Source organism: Verrucomicrobiaceae bacterium (assembly GCA_016713035.1).
Lineage (GTDB): Bacteria > Verrucomicrobiota > Verrucomicrobiia > Verrucomicrobiales > Verrucomicrobiaceae > Prosthecobacter.
Genome location: JADJPW010000009.1, coordinates 108189 through 124915 on the forward strand (window position 1 = coordinate 108189; position 16727 = coordinate 124915).

Consider the following 16727-nt stretch of genomic DNA (forward strand, 5'->3'; position numbering starts at 1 on the left):
CGCGTGTTGGAGGACGATCTATCTCACGACTCCATCTCGCTGAAACGCCTGCCAGTCGTGGGCGTAGTCTGCGTTGAGGAGCCAGGAGGCGGTGGATTTGTCGCCGGAGAAATCGGCGAAGGGGGCGGTGGGGAGCTTTTGGAAGCCGCCGGGTTTTGTTTGCCAGTTTTGGCCGAGGTGACCGCTTTCGAGGGTGGGCGTGAGGAGCTTCACGGGGCCTTTGCGTGCATCAGCATCAGCGGGGACGCGGGCGGCGAAGCTGTGACGCAGGAAGGAGAAAACGAGCGGCCAGGTCTTCTCGCCGGGGCCGTGGCCGGTCTTCGGCTCGACGGCTATGTTCCAGAGGGCGCGATGGTTTTTGCGCAGGGCGGGCACGACGGCGAGGTTTTCTTCTTTGGAAGGTCGTGCGAGAAAAGGATCGTCCTCACCGAAGATGACGAGGCCGGGCACATGCGCCGCACCGGGCTGATAAACTTGAAACGTGGTGCCGGGACGCATCGAAACGAAGCCCCACACGCGCTGCGGCTCATACGAGGCAAAAATGGCCGAAAAGCCGGTGCCGTTCGAGTGGCCGTATAAAAAGAGCGGCGCGTGCTCCAGCTCGGGATGGCCGCTTTTTGTGCCAAAAGCCTTCAAGTGATCGAAAAGCAGGCTTCTCGGCCAAAAGCCGCGCTGCATGGGATTGCCGACAAATTTGAAAAGAGCGAGGTGAAGCTCCTTCGCGAGCTTTCGCATGTCGGCGCGGCGGAACAGATTCTCGCCGCTGCCGTGACCGGACATGACGACGATGCCTTTCACGCTTTCGATGCCCTCTGGCAACCAGAGATCAAAGGCGACTTCCTCGCGCTTGCCTTCGCCTTTTTGCTTCACGGCCTCGCGCCATTGCTCATCGCTCACTTTCCAGTCCCAGTTGCGACTGACGACCTGCTGCGGATCGGGCGTGCCCCACTTCGCTTCGTCGAGCACGCCGTTCCAGCTCTTCGTGTCCTTCGTCTGCACGTTCGCACTGACCCAGCCGAGGCTGTGGCACTCGGGGAGTTGCGCAAAATCGCTCCATTCGGTGCCGCCGTTGGCCTGACGTGGCGTGGTCCATTGTGCATCGAGCCAGGGGATGACCTTCTCCGCCCACTTCGCACCATGCTCACGCAGGCCGGGGCCGCTGAAGTGAACGCCCTTGCCATCGCGCTCGCGGAGTTTGCCTTTCAAGGCATCGCTGTCCGGGCCTTCGAGCGCGATGCCATCCTTCCAAAGCGAAGCCTGCGCCGCGCGGATGTCGTCGCTGCCTTCATCGCCGGGCACATGGTAGCTCGCCTGCGCCACGAACCACGGCGCTTCCCAGCCGATGGCACGACGCGAGTCACGGATGATCTTCTCCAAAGACTCGCGGTAAAGTTTGCCTGGCAATGTGCGAGTGGCGTCCTTTTGATTCGCATCGCTCTCACCCTGATGCCAGAGCACGGCGCGAAAGCCCTGTGGCCCCACCGACTTCATCCGCGCGATGAAAGCATCATACGCCGCGCCTTTGCTGGCCCACTGGCCGTTCGGGAGCTGCTCCACGCGACTCACCAGCGTCGGTGGATTCGGAAACGTCGCGCCTTTCGGCAACCACTCGCGCACACTCGTCGCGCCGATGCCGCAGGCGATGATGCCCACGGGCACGTTCTCCTTTGCCGCGATGGCATCCGCAAACGGCGGCACGAAACTGCCGCGCATACCACTCGCACCCGGCTGCGGATCATCCGCGATGCGCCACGCGTCGTGACTTCGTCGTCTGCTTTTCCTGGCCGTGATTCGCCGAGTTCGACTGCCCCGCGATGACAAACACCTCGCCGATGCCCACATGCGCCACGCTGCCGAGCGCGAGCTGCTTTCCACCCTGCACGACCTGCACTTCCACCTTCCACCAGCCACCTGCGGGTGCTTCGTATGAGGCGATGATCTTGCGCCCCTTCACCGAGTTGCCCTGCGACCAAGTCGTTGGCTTGTCATTGTTCACCAGCCGCACCTGAACGGCAGCATCGGCAGGGACATCCTCCGACAACTCCCCCGCAATCCGCAGCAACCCTTTCCCCGGACTGCTGCGCTGCACGACTTGGTAATCGATCGGTGAGGTCAAAGTCAGATCAGCCGCGTGCAGTGAAATGGCGGTGAGAAAGAGAAGAGCGAGGAGACGGTTCATTGAAATAAACAGGCTGTAGAATGGGGCGAGAAGACAAAATCATAGGGGGTGAAATCATGATTCTGTCAGTCATTATTTTGTCTTTGCTGAGACTGCTTCATTGAATTTACCTCTGTCGATGAGGGGTGCCGCTCACCACGCATCACTGCGGAATGGCGAGGTGACGATGACTTTCTCGCCGTCGATCATTGCGGCGGCGGGATGGAAGGTCTTGTCGGCTGCGGCGAGTTCGAAGCCTTCGATTTGGCCTGCGCGGGCTTTCAGGCCTTCCGCGTGCTCGAAGATGCAGGTGGCGCTGCCGTTTCCAAACTGCTGCGCCTTGGGCAAAGGGCCGCTCCAGGCGATGTTTTGGCCGTAAACCTTCGCCAGTGCCCGCCGACGTCGCGTTATCCCACTGCGATCCACCCGTTTCCTGCATCACCTGGGATCAGCGCCCCGTCATACGCCGCATCGTCAACTGGACCTCCAACGTCTCCCGCAGCACACCCGACTTCCAGCAAACCCTCACGCAAGCGAGGTTCATGCCTGGGGGCACAGTCGGGCCGATCAGCAGCTCATCGCGACGCTGATTCATTCACATTCAATCCTTGGCTGAATCAAAAAAACGTCCGTGCGCCCACGAGGCATGATGACGGTGTCTCGCATCCTACGCGGGGCATCCGCAGTGTTGCTAGTTATGCACGGCACTTTTGCGGCGGCGCAGCATGAGGCCAGTCAGGCCTAGCATGAGAAGGATGGCCCTGGAAGGCTCGGGCACGCCGACGATGCTGATGGTGCCGAGGGTGTAGAGATTGGAGCTGTCGATGCTGAGTCCGGGGGCGAGGGTGATGTCCGTGAAGTCCTCCGTAAAGGTGCCAGTGCGTGTTGTGAGGCCGGTCCAGTCGAAGATGCGGAAGATGTCGCCGTTCTGGAAGGTGAGCGTGTTGGGGTTGCTGAGTTTCAGCGTTGCTCCGCTGGTGATGTCGAGCGTGCCGAAGAGGCGGAGCATGTCGGCGGCGGCGAGCGATCCGCTTTGATCGGCTCCGGTGGTGGACCACAGGTCGATGTCCAGGTAGCTGACGGCACCAAAGACGGTGCTGCCGGTGCCGGAGGTGTTCAGAGTGAAGTCGCTGCCGGCGGTGGCTCCGGTGCGCCCCATTTGGAAGGTGCCGTTGATATAGACATAGTTGTTGGCGGCCGTGGTGATGGCTCCGTCACCTTGGAGTGTGGCTGCGGCGGCGATGGTGACAGTGCCTGTGCCCGTGCCGGAGCCTGTGGTGTTGTTTAGTTCCAGGGCACCTGAGTTGACGTTGGTGGCTCCGTTGTAGGTGTTGGCTCCGCTCAGGATCTGGGTGCCGGTGCCTGTTTTGGTGAGCGAGAGAGTGCTGGCGGAGTTGCTGATGGTGCCTGTGAAGGTGCCGTTAGCATTGTTGCCGCCCAGGCTGAGCGCGGCGGCGGTGGAGTTGCCGTAAGTGACGAAGCCGCTGCCGTTCAGGCCGTTGATGCTGGCGGTGCCACCGGTGACGGGGAGGCGGTAGGTGCCCTGCACATACACGTCACCGGTGCGTGCGCCGCTGGGCAGCACGCCGTTGGAAATGATGGCCGCGCCGAGGATGTGGGTGTCGCCTGTGTAAGTGCTGCTGGTGCCGGAGAGAGTGAGTAGTTCGTCGGTGCGGAGGCCGTAGAGAGCGAGGCCGCCAGTGCCGGAAATGTTTCCAGAGATGGTGGCGGCGCGGGCCATGCCGATCACGCCTTGAGCGCTGCCGAAATCCAGAGGGGCGCTGATGCTCTGGCTGGTGGAGGCAAAGAAAACCGCGCCGCTGGTGACGCTGAGCGTGCCTGCGCCGGAGAGCACGGTGCTGGCACTGCCGAGGATGAGAGAGTTGGCCGTGGTGCCGCTGCTGATGGCGCTGCTGGCGGTGAGGCGCACGTTGTCCGTGGCACTGCCGAAGGCCGCTGCAAACTCGGTGCCCGTATTCAGCGGGCGAATGCCATTGGCGGCGGTGTAGGTGACAAAAGTGGAGCCAATGTCGCTGCCGGAGGTGCCGCCGAGCGCCCAGGGGACGATGCTGATGCTGGTAGTGCCTGCCGCGCCTCCGCCACCGACAAGAGTAGGCGCGGTGCCGGTGATTTCGATGTTGCCGCTGTTGGCGGTGTTGCTGGCGATGGTGTTGGCTCCGAGATTGGTGCCGCGAAAAACAGCCACGCCCTGAGCCTGGCGGTCCACGCTGGTGAAGGTGAGCCGGGTGTTGCGCGCGGCATTCGGACTGAGCGTCACGGTGGGCACGGTGTTGCCTGCGCTTTGAGCGAGCGGGGAGGCACCATTGATGACGAGATTGCCAGAGATGCTGTCCGCTGAGTTCGCGGTCGAGTTACCACTGACGAGGAGCCTGCCGCTGGACTGGAGGGTGACGCTCTGTGCCCGCGTGGTGCCAGTGACACCGCTGGTGCTGCTGTCGAACTGCAAAATGCCGCCCTGCGTGACGGTGATGTCGGAGCTTGCCGCGTTTCCGCCGGCACCCGCGAGCTTCATCGTGCCGCCCGCCGCCGTGGGGCTGTTTCCCGTGAGGGTGAAGTCGCCGTTGGAGATGGCATTGAGGAAGGTCAGCACCTTGCTGGTGTTCACAGTGATGCTGCGGTTCACGCCACCGAGGTCGATGTTCAGCCCCTGATTGGCGGTGGTGCTGCCCAGGGTGATGGTGCGGTTGCTCACGGGATTGACGACGATGTCGCCCGCAAGCGTGATGGTGCGGTTTGCGGTGCCTGCGGAGCGCAGCGTGAGATCAAAATTTCCCGTGTAGCCAAAGTTCAGCCCGCTGGTGAGCGTGGTGTCCGCGCCAAAGGTGGCCGTCTGAGCAGCCGTGAGTGTCAGCGAGGAGTCCCAGACGCCATTGATGCCGCCGCCGACCCAGTTCGCTGAGTAGTTGAAATCATGCGGCCCCGCGCCGGCTTGATTAAAGCCCGTGGTCTGCGCCCAAACGCTGCTGGTGAAAAGGGCGGTGCTAAAAAGCAACGCGCGAACCAGGGTGCGTGGTGAAAAGGATGGGGCAAGGTGCATGAGAAGGATCAGCTGGAGGTTGGTCGCGACCTGTCCGCAGCCTGATTGCAGCCGCCATTTCTGGCAATATGGCCGGATGGCTAGGGTGCCTGCGTGACCTGTAGCCGGACAAACAAGACGGGATCACTTGCCTGGAGGCGGATGCGCACGCGAATGAGGACGCAGGAGCCATCACCATCAGGATCGGGGTGCGCGGTCTCGGTGATGAAGTTCACGCCGTCGATGGTGACGGGTGCCCAACCGCTCAAAGTGGTGCTGGTTTGCACGCTGTGGATGAGGTCGGCGGCTCGTTCGGTTTTGCGATAGGTGAAGCTGAGCCAAGGGCCGCCGGACGTGGTGGTGTCTGTTTGCGCCTGGGGCAGAAAAGTGGTGGCGCTGGTCATGCCGGGCGCGTCGAGCGCGTAGGCGAGCAGATTGGGCACGGAGTCGGCATTGGGATCGGCGGTGGCGCTGCGGTCGGCTCCGCCCCAGGGGATGGTGGCGGCCCAGGCAGCGTAGTCGTCCACCTTGGTAGCGAGCAAGGCGTCGCGCAGCACGGGGGCGATGAGCGCATTGGAGGCGGATCGCGCGTGGGTGCCGTCTGAGGTGGCGTAGTCGGCGGCCCCGGTGCTGATCCAGCAGTGGTCATCGGCGGGGTCTTGCACGGCGGTGAGGCTGTCCACCACGGTGTCGATTTTCCCCTCGGAGAGCGCGGTGGTGAAGAGGCTGTTGATCTGGTCCCGTGCGCCGCCAGCACCCCAGCCGGGATTGGGCGTCTGATCGGCGAGACTGATCCAGTTCCCGCTAGCGGAGGTGGTGCGTGGCAGCAGGCGAGTGCGGAGGATGTGCTGCACACCGGCGGTGCGGATGTTTCCCCACACGCTGACGAGGCGGTTGTAGATGTTGGTGACATTGGCGCTGCCGCCGTTGCTGCCGATGTCGTTGGTGCCGTATTCCTCCACGGCGACATTTCCAAAAGCGAGCAACTGCTGGCGCAAGCCGTGGGAGCTGACCCAGTTGGCCGCAGCCTCGCCGTGACGGGAGATATTCATCATGGCGATGGCATTGGCACCGCCAGCGTCCACGGCGGCTCGATTAAAAAAACCGTAGCCTGAGATGACGGGCACGGGATTCGCCGTGTCACCCGTACCGCTCATGATGCTGTCTCCCACACCGATGACGGAGAGATGGCCCGGCCCAGTGTAGCGACCGAGGAAGACCATGGGCAGCGCATCCGTGCGTGCATTTTGGCCGGTGATGGATGGCAGCGCTCCGGCGAAGTCCTTCGTGCCGGGATCATTGACCGGATCATAAATGGCAAACCGTGCGCCGGAGTAGGTGCTGGGCGTGCCGAGGCAGATGCTGCCCGCCGTGGCGACGCTGCCTTTGGCATAGACCCAGAAGATTTCATCCCTCGCGGGTGCCGCGCCCGTCCAGGTGCTGGAGGGGATCGCATCCGCGAGGAAGTAAGCCTGCGTGGAGTTGGCGGGCATGCTGAGCTGCCGCTGCCCGGCAAAGGTGAGCGGCACCACCTGCCCCGTGCTGGCGCGGGTGATCCAGGCAAAGTGCAGCGTCACGGCGCTGTCACTCTGCACCTCCGCCGTGGTGCTGTGGAGCCAGTTCATGAATCCGATGTCCAGCTCCGCCACCGGGCCGCCCAGCACATGCGGTGTACGCTGCCAAAAGGCAGTGGCGGTGCCGCTGGTGGTGAACCGCGTGTAGGCGATGCGCGCGCCCGTGCCGACGATGCGCAGCGGTTGGGTGGCTTGGAGAGCGGTGGTGCCCAGGGCGAGCACGATGGCGAAAATGCGGAGCGACATGGTGGTTTTCAGCGCAGCTTGTCCATGACGAACTTCTCTCCAGCGATGGCCCGCTTCACGGGATCGCCCCAGGTCTCATTCGGAGTGTAATCCCAGCTCGTGAGCATGGGCGGGCCGCCTTTGGGGTGAAAGGCAAAGGCCGTCCAGTGAAACTCATGCTTCTGGATCAGGCCGAGCATGGCTGGCACCCAGGTGGCGGCGTCCTCCTGCCACTCCGCAGGCAGCCAGCTCATCTTTTCTTTCCCTGCGCCCACCTCACCGACGAGGATGGGATGCGTCTCCGCCGCCACAAGCACTTTGCCCGCCCAGTCCTTCTTCCATGGATAAATGTGGGTGGAAAGGATGATGCCGCTGCCTCCACGATCATCGAGCATGTGCCCGTTCATCATGCCGGAGAGATCAAAGGCGTAGTCCAGGCCGCCCACGAGCGCGATGTTCTTCGCGCCACTGTTGCGAATGATGTCGAGCAGCTTTTGCATGCCCACAGCGCCTGGCGGCGGCTTGTTTCGCTTTGTCTTCGGCGCTGATAAAGGCGTCTTCCTCGCCGGGCTTTGTCTTCACCGGTATCTCGCCGCCGTTTTGCCAAATCTCCCACGAAATGCCGTGCGGCTCATTGAAGAGGTCAAAAAGCACAGCAGGATGGTTTTTGAAAAGCGGCGCCGCCGAGGCCCAAAAGTCGGCGTGCTCCTGTGTCGGCGCGCCGAACTGATGCAGGTCCAGCAGCACATACGCGCCACGATTCGCAACCAGTGTGACCACATCGCTCACGAGCTGACGGTAGGAGGCTCCCTCGTCCTTTTTGCCGCCGCTGGTGGCAAACCAAAACTTCTGCGCCACGGGCAGGCGGATGATGTTGGCCTTCCATTGCTCGATGGCGACGAGGCATGCCTTCATCACCTGCTCGCCATCAGGATTCCACTCTAGGCTGATGACATTCACCCCCTGGAGGCGCACAGGTTTGCCATCCGCGTTCAGCACATGACGGCCCTCCACATGCAGCGGCTGCGGCCAGGCCTCACGGCGCGGCTGCTCCACAGACACGATGGCGGCCAGCCGCGCTTCCTCCGCTGCCTTTGCCTCGGCGATGAGCGGCCCGGGCTCCGTTGGCGTCAAAACAAAGTCATCCAGCTCCAGCGTGCCGCTTTTCACCTGAAACAGCGCAGGCATCAGCTCCAGCGTCACCGCGCCCTCCGGCACAAGGAAGCGCGTCTGTCGGGTGACCCAGCCTTCGGTGTCCTTCCGGCTCGTGGGCGGCTTCGGCGCGCCTGCCATTTTCTTCCCGTCCATGCCTTTGAACTCCATCAGCAGGCGTGCATCGAACCACGGCTCTTTTCCGGGCTTCAAACCGGTGACACGTTGCCGCCACGTCAGCTCCAGCGCACGCGCGTCGGCAGGCAGGCTGATGACGCGGAAAAGCATCAGCGTCTTGTCAGGCGTGGTGGACTCCAACCGGATGTGGCGGCCGCTGGCTCCTGTTTCCCAGCTCATGCCCGCGCTCGTCGCAGTGCCGGACCAGTCAGCAGGCCACGACTTCTTTTTATCGGCGATCTCAAAACTCCCGTTGCTGATCAGCGTGCCTTCTTTCGCCAGCAGCTCAGCCGCCTTGGCGTGGCGCTTCGCCGCATCACGAGTTTGCTTCTCATGGAGCGCGGCGGCCTTGGCGCGTGCCTCCGCCTCGACCGGAGCCGGATCGGTGAGTTTCAAAACGAGATCATCCAGGTCCAGCGTGCCGCTTTCCACCTGAAACAGTGCCGGGATGACCTCCAGCATCACCGCGCCCTCAGGCACCAGGAATTTCACACTGCCAGTCACCCAGCCATCCGTGCTTTTGCCCAGATTCGGGTTCGGTGGCCCGGGGGAGACTTTTTTGCCCTCGACGTCTTTGAAGCTCAGCATGAAGCGGGCATCGAACCACGACTGCTTGCCGCGTTTCAGCCCGGAGCAGCGCCATCGCCAGGAAAACTCCAGCGCCCGCATTTCCGCCTTAACCGGCACCTGGCGGTAAAGCATCACCATCAGGCCCGGCGTCGTCGAGTTCAGCCGCAGAAAGTGTCCACCGCCCTCATCCGCCTCCCAGGAGCCACCGTCCTTGGGCCTTCCCCAGCCATCCGGCCAGCCTAGCTCCTTCGTGACAGCCTCAAAATCCCCATTGCCCAGCAAAGGAGCCTCCTCAGCCCCAACCATGGGCGTCAGAGAAAAAACAGCGCACAGCAGCAGGTGCGAAAAACGAAAGGCTAACATAAGGGCGATGGAAGGAGGATGTGGATCACCTCTACGACCATCACCGGAAAAGAACAATATACCCAAACGGTCAGTTCCCAGCCGCGTGCATCCTTTGCTACAGTGCGCGTCAGCCATGCCACGTCGTCTCCATCTCATGCTCTTTTTCCTGCTCGCTCCGTGTGTGCGGGCGGAGGAGGTGCTGGAGAGCATCTCCTCCATCCGCGCACTGCCGCCGGAGATGGCGGGGATGGGCCTGCGGGCCAGCATCGAGGCCACCGTCACCTTCGCCGACAAACCAGACGGCAGGAGCTGTCTCGTGCATGATGGGCTGGAGGGCATCTACGTCGAGCGTGCGGAGCCGCAGCCGCGCCAGCCGCTGGCTTTTGGCACGCGGGTGCGGCTGGAGGGCGTGACCATCGCCGGGGGCTTCCTGCCAGCGATCCGTACGGAGCAGATCACGCTGCTAAACGCGGAAGGCCCACCGCTGAAAGCACGCGCCGCCACGGGAGCCGATCTTTTTTCTCCCTCCAATGACTGCCAGTGGGTGCGGGTGCAGGCCATCATCACCGGCAGGCGCAGCGACCGCATCCGCCAGATGCTGGTGGCGGAGGTGGACGGCTGGACCTTCATGCTCCAGTTCCCGGACGGCGTGTCTCTCACACCGCTGCTTCCCAGCCTCATGCAGCAGCAGGTCACCGTCTCCGGCACGGTCGGCACGCTTTTCAATCGCCAGCGCCAGCTCACCGGGCGCTACCTTTTCGTCCCCGGCCTGGATCACCTCCAGCTCGCCCCTCACTCGACTCCCGCCACTCACCTGCCACCGCTGCGCGCGGCCCATGAGCTGCTCCGCAGTGATGCTGGCACGCGCGAACTGGTGCGCGTGCGCGGTATCGTCACCGCAGCCATGCCGGACCGCATCTATCTGCGGGATGAAAGCGAGGCGCTGATGGTGCAGGCGTCCATCACCGAGACCTTGCGGCCTGGTGACAAAGTAGAGGCGTGGGGCGTCGGCTCGCTCGCCCCCTTTCGCCCCACGCTGCGGGCCAGCCGCGTGCAAAAGATCGCCCCAGGCACCGCGCCCGAGCCGCAGCCGCTGGGACTCGATCCACGCGATCTGACCCGCCACCACGCCCAGCTCAGCAGCACCGAGGCCGAATACCTCACCACCCGTCTCGCCACGGATGGCGAAACCGTACTGCAATGCCGCGCTGGCGAGTGGATCTTTGAGGCACGCCTCAGTTTGGCGGCATCCGATCACCTGCCCGTGCTGAGCCGTGGCGATCTTTTGCACCTCACCGGCATCTGTGAGATCACCAGCACCTATCCACTCCCCGGAGATCATCGTGTGGATGGCTTTCACCTCCTGCTGCGGGAGGCTGGCGACGTGCGCGTGCTGCACCCCGCCCCGTGGTGGACGCTTCAGCGCATGCTCTGGCTCCTCGGTTTCGTAACCGCGCTCGCCGTGCTCGCCTTCATCTGGATCGCCCAGCTACGCCGCCGCGTGCGTGCCCAGACGAGCCTCATCACCCAGGAGATCGAGCGCTCCGCTGTCAAAGACGAGCGCCAGCGCATCGCCCGCGAGCTACACGACACCATCGAGCAGGATCTCGCCGGCCTCGCCATCCAGATTGGCACCGCACGCCAGCGCATCGCTCGTGAGCCAGCTCAGGCGGAGGCATCGCTGAATCTCGCGCAGAGAATGCTCTCCCGCTGTCGCGATGAGGCCCGCACCTCCATCCGCGATCTCCGCAGTGTCGCTCTCGACCAGCGCGGCCTCGCCGGAGCCATCCAGGACCTGCTCCAGCCCATCGCGGAAGAAGCAGGCATCCAGTTCACCCTCAAAGAACAAGGCAAAGGCCCGCGCCCCGCCGGCCTCCAGGCCATGCACCTCCTGCGCATCACCCAGGAGGCTGTCATCAATGCCCTGCGCCATGCCAAAGCCGGCAGCATCAGCGTCAGCCTCGATTACCACGCCACAGCCACCACGCTCGAAATCCATGACGACGGCTGCGGCTTTGACACCACCGCCCCACCGCCACGCGGCCATTTTGGCCTCCTAGGCATCCGCGAGCGCGCCAACAAGCTCGATGCCGTGCTCCACCTCGAAAGCGCGCCCGGCAGCGGCACCACCCTGCGCCTCAGCGCGCTCCATCCAGCGCCAAACACCCCGCCCGCATGAGCCGCCGCATCCGCATCCTCATCGTCGATGACCACGCCATGATGCGTTTCGCGCTCGCCGAAGCCATCTCCGCCGAGGACGACCTCACACTCGTCGCCGAGGCCACCAATGGCCCCGAAGCCGTCGCCCTTTATCGCCAGCACCTGCCAGATGCCGTCGTCATGGATTACCAGCTTCCTGGCATGACAGGATCAGAGGCCACCGCGCGAATCCTAGCCGAGCATCCAAAAGCGCGGGTGCTGCTGCTATCCATGTTTGAGGGCGCGGAGGACATCTGGAGAGCCGTGCAGGCGGGAGTAAGCGGCTATGTCACCAAATCCGCCGAAATCGCCGATGTGCTGCTCGCCCTGCGCCGGGTCGCCGCCGGTGAAAAGCATTTCCCCGCATCCATCGCTAGCAAACTCGCCGCGCGTGAGGCGCAGGACACACTGTCCCCGCGCGAACAGCAGATGCTCACCGAGATCGTGAACGGCCGCAGCAACAAAGAAATCGCGTTCCTACTCAGCCTCTCTGAATCCGCCGTGAAACTCTATATCTCCAACGCCCTGTCCAAACTCGGCGTCCAGGACCGCACCCAGGCCGCCATCGAAGCCGTCCGCCGCGGCATCGTTCACCTGGGGGATTGAGTGCAGGCTACAGGCCGATCCACAGCCACACCTCACCCGCGAGAACATCGTGGATCGTGATCGTATTTTTGCAATTCACCGTCATCATGGTGCTCTCACCGGACTTCAGTGGATCGAGCTTCACCCGCCACTCGCCCTTCTCATCGGCCTTCGCCGACTTCGTCTGCCCCGCGATAGAGACGCTCACCTCCTCCCCCAGCCCCAAACCGGCACAGCCGCATCCGCCTAGAGAATCATGTGATCCGAAAACGTCGCCGGCAGCGTGACGTCCGCCTGCACGGCGGTGATGAAGGAGAGAGTGAGGGCAAGAATCGAGCGTTTAGTAAATGAGCGAGCGAGCCAATACGCACGCAAGGAGAGGAATGATTCGGGTTGTGGAATGCTGCGCTCCTCCCTTCACACTTGCAGAAGCGCCCCGCGGATGCGCTCGGCGTCGTGGTTGTGAGTGGCCGCGGGCATTTCACGCCAGCACTTCGCGGATCACCTTCCCCTCCACATTCGTGAGGCGGCGCTGGATGCCGTTGTGCTCGAAGCTGAGTTTTTCGAAGTCGAGGCCGAGTAGATGAAGGATGGTGGCATTGAAGTGGTAAAGCGGATGCACGTCCTCGATGGCGCGTTGGCCGAGGTCATCGGTACGGCCATGGCTGACGCCGGGCTTTACGCCTGCGCCTGCCAGCCAGCAGGTGAAGCCGTCGGGATTGTGATCGCGGCCTTTCGCGCCTTTTTGGAAGAAGGGCATGCGTCCGAACTCGGTGCACCAGACGACGAGCGTGTCTTGCAGAAGGCCGCGTTGTTTCAGGTCGCGAATGAGCGCCGCGGCGGGCTGGTCGAGGATGTGGGCGTGGACGTCGTATTGCTCCTTGAGCTTGCTGTGCCCGTCCCAGTTGAGAGCGCCACCGCTGGCATAGGCACCGTTGAAGAGCTGCACGAAGCGCACGCCTTTTTCGATGAGGCGGCGGGCGAGGATGCAGTTCTTGGCGAAGGCGGCCTTGTTGGCGTCCTGCGTGTCGTCCGCGCCATACATCTTCAGGATGTGCGCGGGTTCGGTGCACAGGTCGTTGATCTCGGGCACGCTGAGCTGCATCCGCGCGGCCAGTTCATAGCTGGCTATGCGGGCAGCGAGCTTGCTGTCACCCGGATGGGCTTCGAGATGGCGGGCGTTCATCTTTTGCAAAAGCGAGCGTGCGGCACGGTCGGCATCTGCGGTGATGCCGGGAGCGCTGAGATGGCGCACTGGCTCCTTGGAACTCATCGTGGTGCCTTGGAAGGCGGCCGGGAGAAATCCTGGCCCCCAGTTGTTGGCCCCATTCTGCGGCACGCCACGTGGATCGGGGATGGCGACATAGGATGGCAGCTCCTCGCTCTCGGTGCCCAACGCATACGTCACCCACGAGCCGAGCGAGGGAAAGCCATCCAGCACTGAACCCGTGGAAAGAAAATTCTCCGCCGGGCCATGCGTGTTCGATTTGCTGGTGAGCGAGTGGATGAACGCGATGTCGTCCGTCAGCTCCGCAAGATGCGGGATCATGTCGCTCACCATCTTGCCCGTCTGTCCGCGAGGCCGAAAGGTATACTGCGGACGCGCCAGATTGCCTGCAGGGCCTTGAAACGTCACCGCTGGACCTCCAGGCAAAGGTTTGTCATCCCATCGGATGAGTTCCGGCTTGTAGTCCCATGTTTCGAGCTGGCTCACCGCCCCAGCACAGAAGATGACGACCACATTTTTTGCCTTCGGCGCGAAATGCGGCTGCCTCGGCGCAAAAGGCCGCGCTGGGTCGATGAGAAGCTGATCGTCCGCGAGCAGCTTCGACAACGCGATGCCACCGAGCGCCGTGGCGCTCTGCGTGAGGAAGCCGCGGCGGTTCAGCAGCCGCAGGCCATGGGGAGTGAGATGCTCAGCGTTCATGGAATGAAAAGGAACTCGTTGCTGTTGAAGAGCGCCCGGCAAAGCACAGAGGCTCCGTGTTGCTTCACGAGCGGCAGGGTGTCGTTGCTCTCTGCGGTGGTGGGTTTTCGGCTGAGGGCGAGTTCGTAGGCGCGGCGAATTTGGGCGGCTGCATCGCCTCCCGCCTCACGTTTGACCCGCTCCGCGAACGCATGAGCGTGTTCGAGCGTGAAGCGGCTGTTGAAGAGATTTAGCGCCTGAATCGGCGTGGTGGAGGCGCGGCGCAGGGCGGTGCTTTGGCCCGCGTCCGGGCAGTCAAAGGCTCCAAAGACGGTTTCCGGCTCACGGCGGACTTTGTGGGCATAAATCATGCGCCGCTGGTTTTCGGGCTTGAAGGTCTCCACAGGCTTGAAGCCGCTCAAACCGCCTCGTTTGTCGAAAAGATCGAATCCACGGCCATACATCGTGAAGTTGAGCTTTCCGCTGACGGCGAGCATGGAGTCGCGGAGTGTTTCCGCTTCGATGCGACGGCTGGGGAAGCGCCAGAGGTATTTGGATTCGGAGTCCAAAGTGGTTGCGGCTTTAGCCGCATCCGTTCGGCTAAAGCCGAAGCTACTTTGCCCATACGTCCCGCTCAGCACGATGAGCCGGTGCAGGTGCTTCACGCTCCATCCGCTGCGGATGAACTCGCTTGCGAGCCAGTCCAGCAGCTCGGGATGCGTGGGTTTCATGCCCATGCGGCCAAAATCACTCGGCGTGGCGACCAAACCGGTGCCGAAGTGGCCTTGCCAGATGCGGTTCACCATCACGCGGGCCGTCAGCGTATTCTGCGGACTGGCGATCCAGTCGGCCAGCGCTTGGCGGCGCTTCAGTTCGGGCGTCGCATCGGTGAGTTTCACATCACCGAGAGCGCTGAGCACGGCGGGCATGACGGATTCCTTCGGCTGCTCGGGATCGCCGCGATTGAGCAGATGAATGTCGTCCGGTTCGCGGAAGGTGCCCGCGAAGGCGAGCTGGCCCTGCTCGCCGGCTTTGATCTTGGCCAAAAGACTGCCGCGTTCATTGAGCAGACGCCGTATCTCCTTCGCTTCCGTCTCGGGCAAGCCCTCAAACACAAACTCCGGGCCGGCTCCGAGTCCCAACTGATGCGGGCGACGATCACTAGCGTCCGCCACCAAAAGCCAGCCTTTGTCATGGCCGATCTCGATGGCGTAATTGAGCGCCACGCGGTCCTCCAGCTTTTCCAGCCGATCACGGCTCCACGCGATGTGTGAAATCTCCTCCTCGCGGGCAAACTCGATCTCCACCCAGCCCTTGCCCTTCTCGTTCGACATCCAGCTTCGTTCATTGCCGTAGCGACCATCATGAATGAACGCCGGCTCATGGCGGTTGCGCGAAATCTTATCGCCCGAGGTCTTCAACTTCGCCCCGGCACTGGCGAGCGCCACATTCACGCCGGCGGTGTTGAAGACCTCCAGCTCATCAAGGCAAGGCTCCAGGCTGTTCGTCTCGCGAATGGTAAATCTCACGCGCTTCGTGCGAACCGGCGCGATGCGGTCGATGTTCATCGTCGCCCGCACCGTCGGGCGCTGCACGCCCTCCTTTTTTCCCGGACGAGCCATCGGCGAGAGCTGCGTGAGCCGCTGCGTGATCTGTGCATCGCGCTGACGGGCCGTGGCGGCTTCCTTCTTCCTCGCCAGTGCCTTGGGCGTGCGCAGCTCACGATCCGCGTATTCCACACCCGCCACCAGAGCCTGCATGGCGTAGTAGTCCTTGGCGCTGATGGGATCAAACTTGTGATCGTGGCAGCGAGCGCAGCCCACGCTCAGCCCAAGGAAGGTCTGGCCGATGTTCGTGACCATCTCATCGAGCGAATCCTGCCGCGCCAGCCGGATGGACGGCGCATCCTTGCCAATCTGGCCCGGAAGCAGCACGGAGGCCGTGACGAGGAACCCCGTGGCCTCATCCATACCCATCGAATCGCCCACGATTTGCTCCTTGATGAAGCGGTCAAACGGCGTGTCTGCATTGAATGCCCGAATCACATAGTCGCGATACGGCCAGGCATGAGGTCGCTCGGTGTTCACCTCAAAACCATGCGTGTCCGCGTAGCGCACGACATCCAGCCAGTGCTGCGCCCAGCGCTCGCCGTAGCGCGGGCTGGCCAGGAGACGGTCCACGGCTGAGGAATAGGTCATATATGGCCCATGTGACTTATAGGACCTATCAAACTCTGCCACCTCCTCTGGCGTGGGCGGGAGACCCGTCAGATCAAAGGTCACCCGTCGCAGCCAGGTGACGGGATCTGCGGGCTGCGAACGATGCAGTCCTTTCTCTGAGAGCTTGGCGTCGATGAAGGCATCAATCTCTTTGCCCTTCGCCCTTTGCTCGACGCTTTGGATCGGCTTGAACGCCCAATGATCGCGTTTGTCCTCCACCTTCGCCAAATCCACGCCATCCGGCCAGCTCGCGCCTTCATGAATCCATCTTGTGAGCGTCTCGATCTCCGCAGCGGCCAGTTTGCCCTTTGGCGGCATGACTTCGTCCTCATCGTCCGAGGTCAAAAATTGCACCAGCGGGCTTTCGGAGGCCTTTCCGGGCACGATGTCCGGCGCGTGATTGTCACCGCCTTTGAACGCGGCGGATTTCACATCAAGACGCAGGCCAGATTTCTGCTTCTTCTCGCCGTGGCATTCATAGCAGTGCTTTTCAAAGATGGGCCGCACCTCGCGGACAAAGTCCACCGGCACGGCGAAAGCGGGAAGAGTGATGAAAAGAGCCAGGAAACGCATGAACAAG

General features: G+C 62.8%; 12 protein-coding genes. 2 read left to right on the plus strand and 10 right to left on the minus strand.

Going from position 1 to position 16727, the window contains the following annotated elements; genetic code table 11:
- Positions 1 to 18: 18 nt before the first annotated feature.
- The 7 genes from IPK32_21915 to IPK32_21945 form a co-directional block, all read right to left on the minus strand.
- A complete protein-coding gene (locus IPK32_21915) occupies positions 19 to 1713 on the minus strand; it encodes a hypothetical protein (GenBank protein MBK8094544.1) in 1695 nt (564 codons plus the stop codon).
- Positions 1714 to 1735: 22 nt separating this feature from the next.
- Positions 1736 to 2179 carry a hypothetical protein gene (locus IPK32_21920; GenBank protein ID MBK8094545.1) on the minus strand — a complete coding sequence of 148 codons (444 nt, stop codon included), beginning with the start codon at positions 2177 to 2179 and terminating at the stop codon, positions 1736 to 1738.
- A 132-nt stretch (positions 2180 to 2311) separates the two neighbouring features.
- The gene (locus IPK32_21925; protein MBK8094546.1) at positions 2312 to 2584 is read right to left on the minus strand and encodes a hypothetical protein; all 273 of its coding nucleotides are present in this window, start codon (positions 2582 to 2584) and stop codon (positions 2312 to 2314) included.
- 265 nt (positions 2585 to 2849) lie between these two features.
- Positions 2850 to 5171 (minus strand): autotransporter-associated beta strand repeat-containing protein, encoded by a 2322-nt coding sequence (locus IPK32_21930; protein MBK8094547.1) that lies wholly within the window; start codon positions 5169 to 5171, stop codon positions 2850 to 2852.
- Positions 5172 to 5296: 125 nt separating this feature from the next.
- Positions 5297 to 7015 (minus strand): hypothetical protein, encoded by a 1719-nt coding sequence (locus IPK32_21935; GenBank protein ID MBK8094548.1) that lies wholly within the window; start codon positions 7013 to 7015, stop codon positions 5297 to 5299.
- Between the two features lie 8 nt (positions 7016 to 7023).
- On the minus strand, positions 7024 to 7494 hold the full coding sequence (locus IPK32_21940) for a hypothetical protein (protein MBK8094549.1): 471 nt from the start codon (positions 7492 to 7494) through the stop codon (positions 7024 to 7026).
- Complete coding sequence (locus IPK32_21945; protein MBK8094550.1) at positions 7415 to 9199, minus strand: cellulase family glycosylhydrolase; 1785 nt, start codon at positions 9197 to 9199, stop codon at positions 7415 to 7417. Before IPK32_21945 ends, IPK32_21940 begins: the two co-directional genes overlap by 80 nt.
- A 172-nt stretch (positions 9200 to 9371) precedes the next feature.
- Between IPK32_21945 and IPK32_21950 the strand changes: the two genes are divergently transcribed.
- Both IPK32_21950 and IPK32_21955 read left to right on the plus strand, forming a co-directional pair.
- A complete protein-coding gene (locus tag IPK32_21950; GenBank protein ID MBK8094551.1) occupies positions 9372 to 11417 on the plus strand; it encodes a sensor histidine kinase in 2046 nt (681 codons plus the stop codon).
- Positions 11414 to 12043 carry a response regulator transcription factor gene (locus IPK32_21955; protein ID MBK8094552.1) on the plus strand — a complete coding sequence of 210 codons (630 nt, stop codon included), beginning with the start codon at positions 11414 to 11416 and terminating at the stop codon, positions 12041 to 12043. The genes IPK32_21950 and IPK32_21955 overlap by 4 nt, the downstream gene beginning before the upstream one ends.
- A gap of 7 nt (positions 12044 to 12050) precedes the next feature.
- Here IPK32_21955 and IPK32_21960 read toward each other — a convergent pair whose 3' ends face one another.
- From IPK32_21960 to IPK32_21970, 3 genes are all read right to left on the minus strand, one after another.
- Positions 12051 to 12230: a hypothetical protein gene (locus IPK32_21960; protein MBK8094553.1), complete on the minus strand. Its 180-nt coding sequence runs from the start codon at positions 12228 to 12230 to the stop codon at positions 12051 to 12053.
- A 273-nt stretch (positions 12231 to 12503) separates the two neighbouring features.
- Positions 12504 to 13949, minus strand: coding sequence for a DUF1501 domain-containing protein (locus IPK32_21965; protein ID MBK8094554.1), 1446 nt, complete (start codon positions 13947 to 13949; stop codon positions 12504 to 12506).
- A complete protein-coding gene (locus IPK32_21970) occupies positions 13946 to 16720 on the minus strand; it encodes a PSD1 domain-containing protein (GenBank protein ID MBK8094555.1) in 2775 nt (924 codons plus the stop codon). The genes IPK32_21965 and IPK32_21970 overlap by 4 nt, the downstream gene beginning before the upstream one ends.
- Positions 16721 to 16727: the final 7 nt, after the last annotated feature.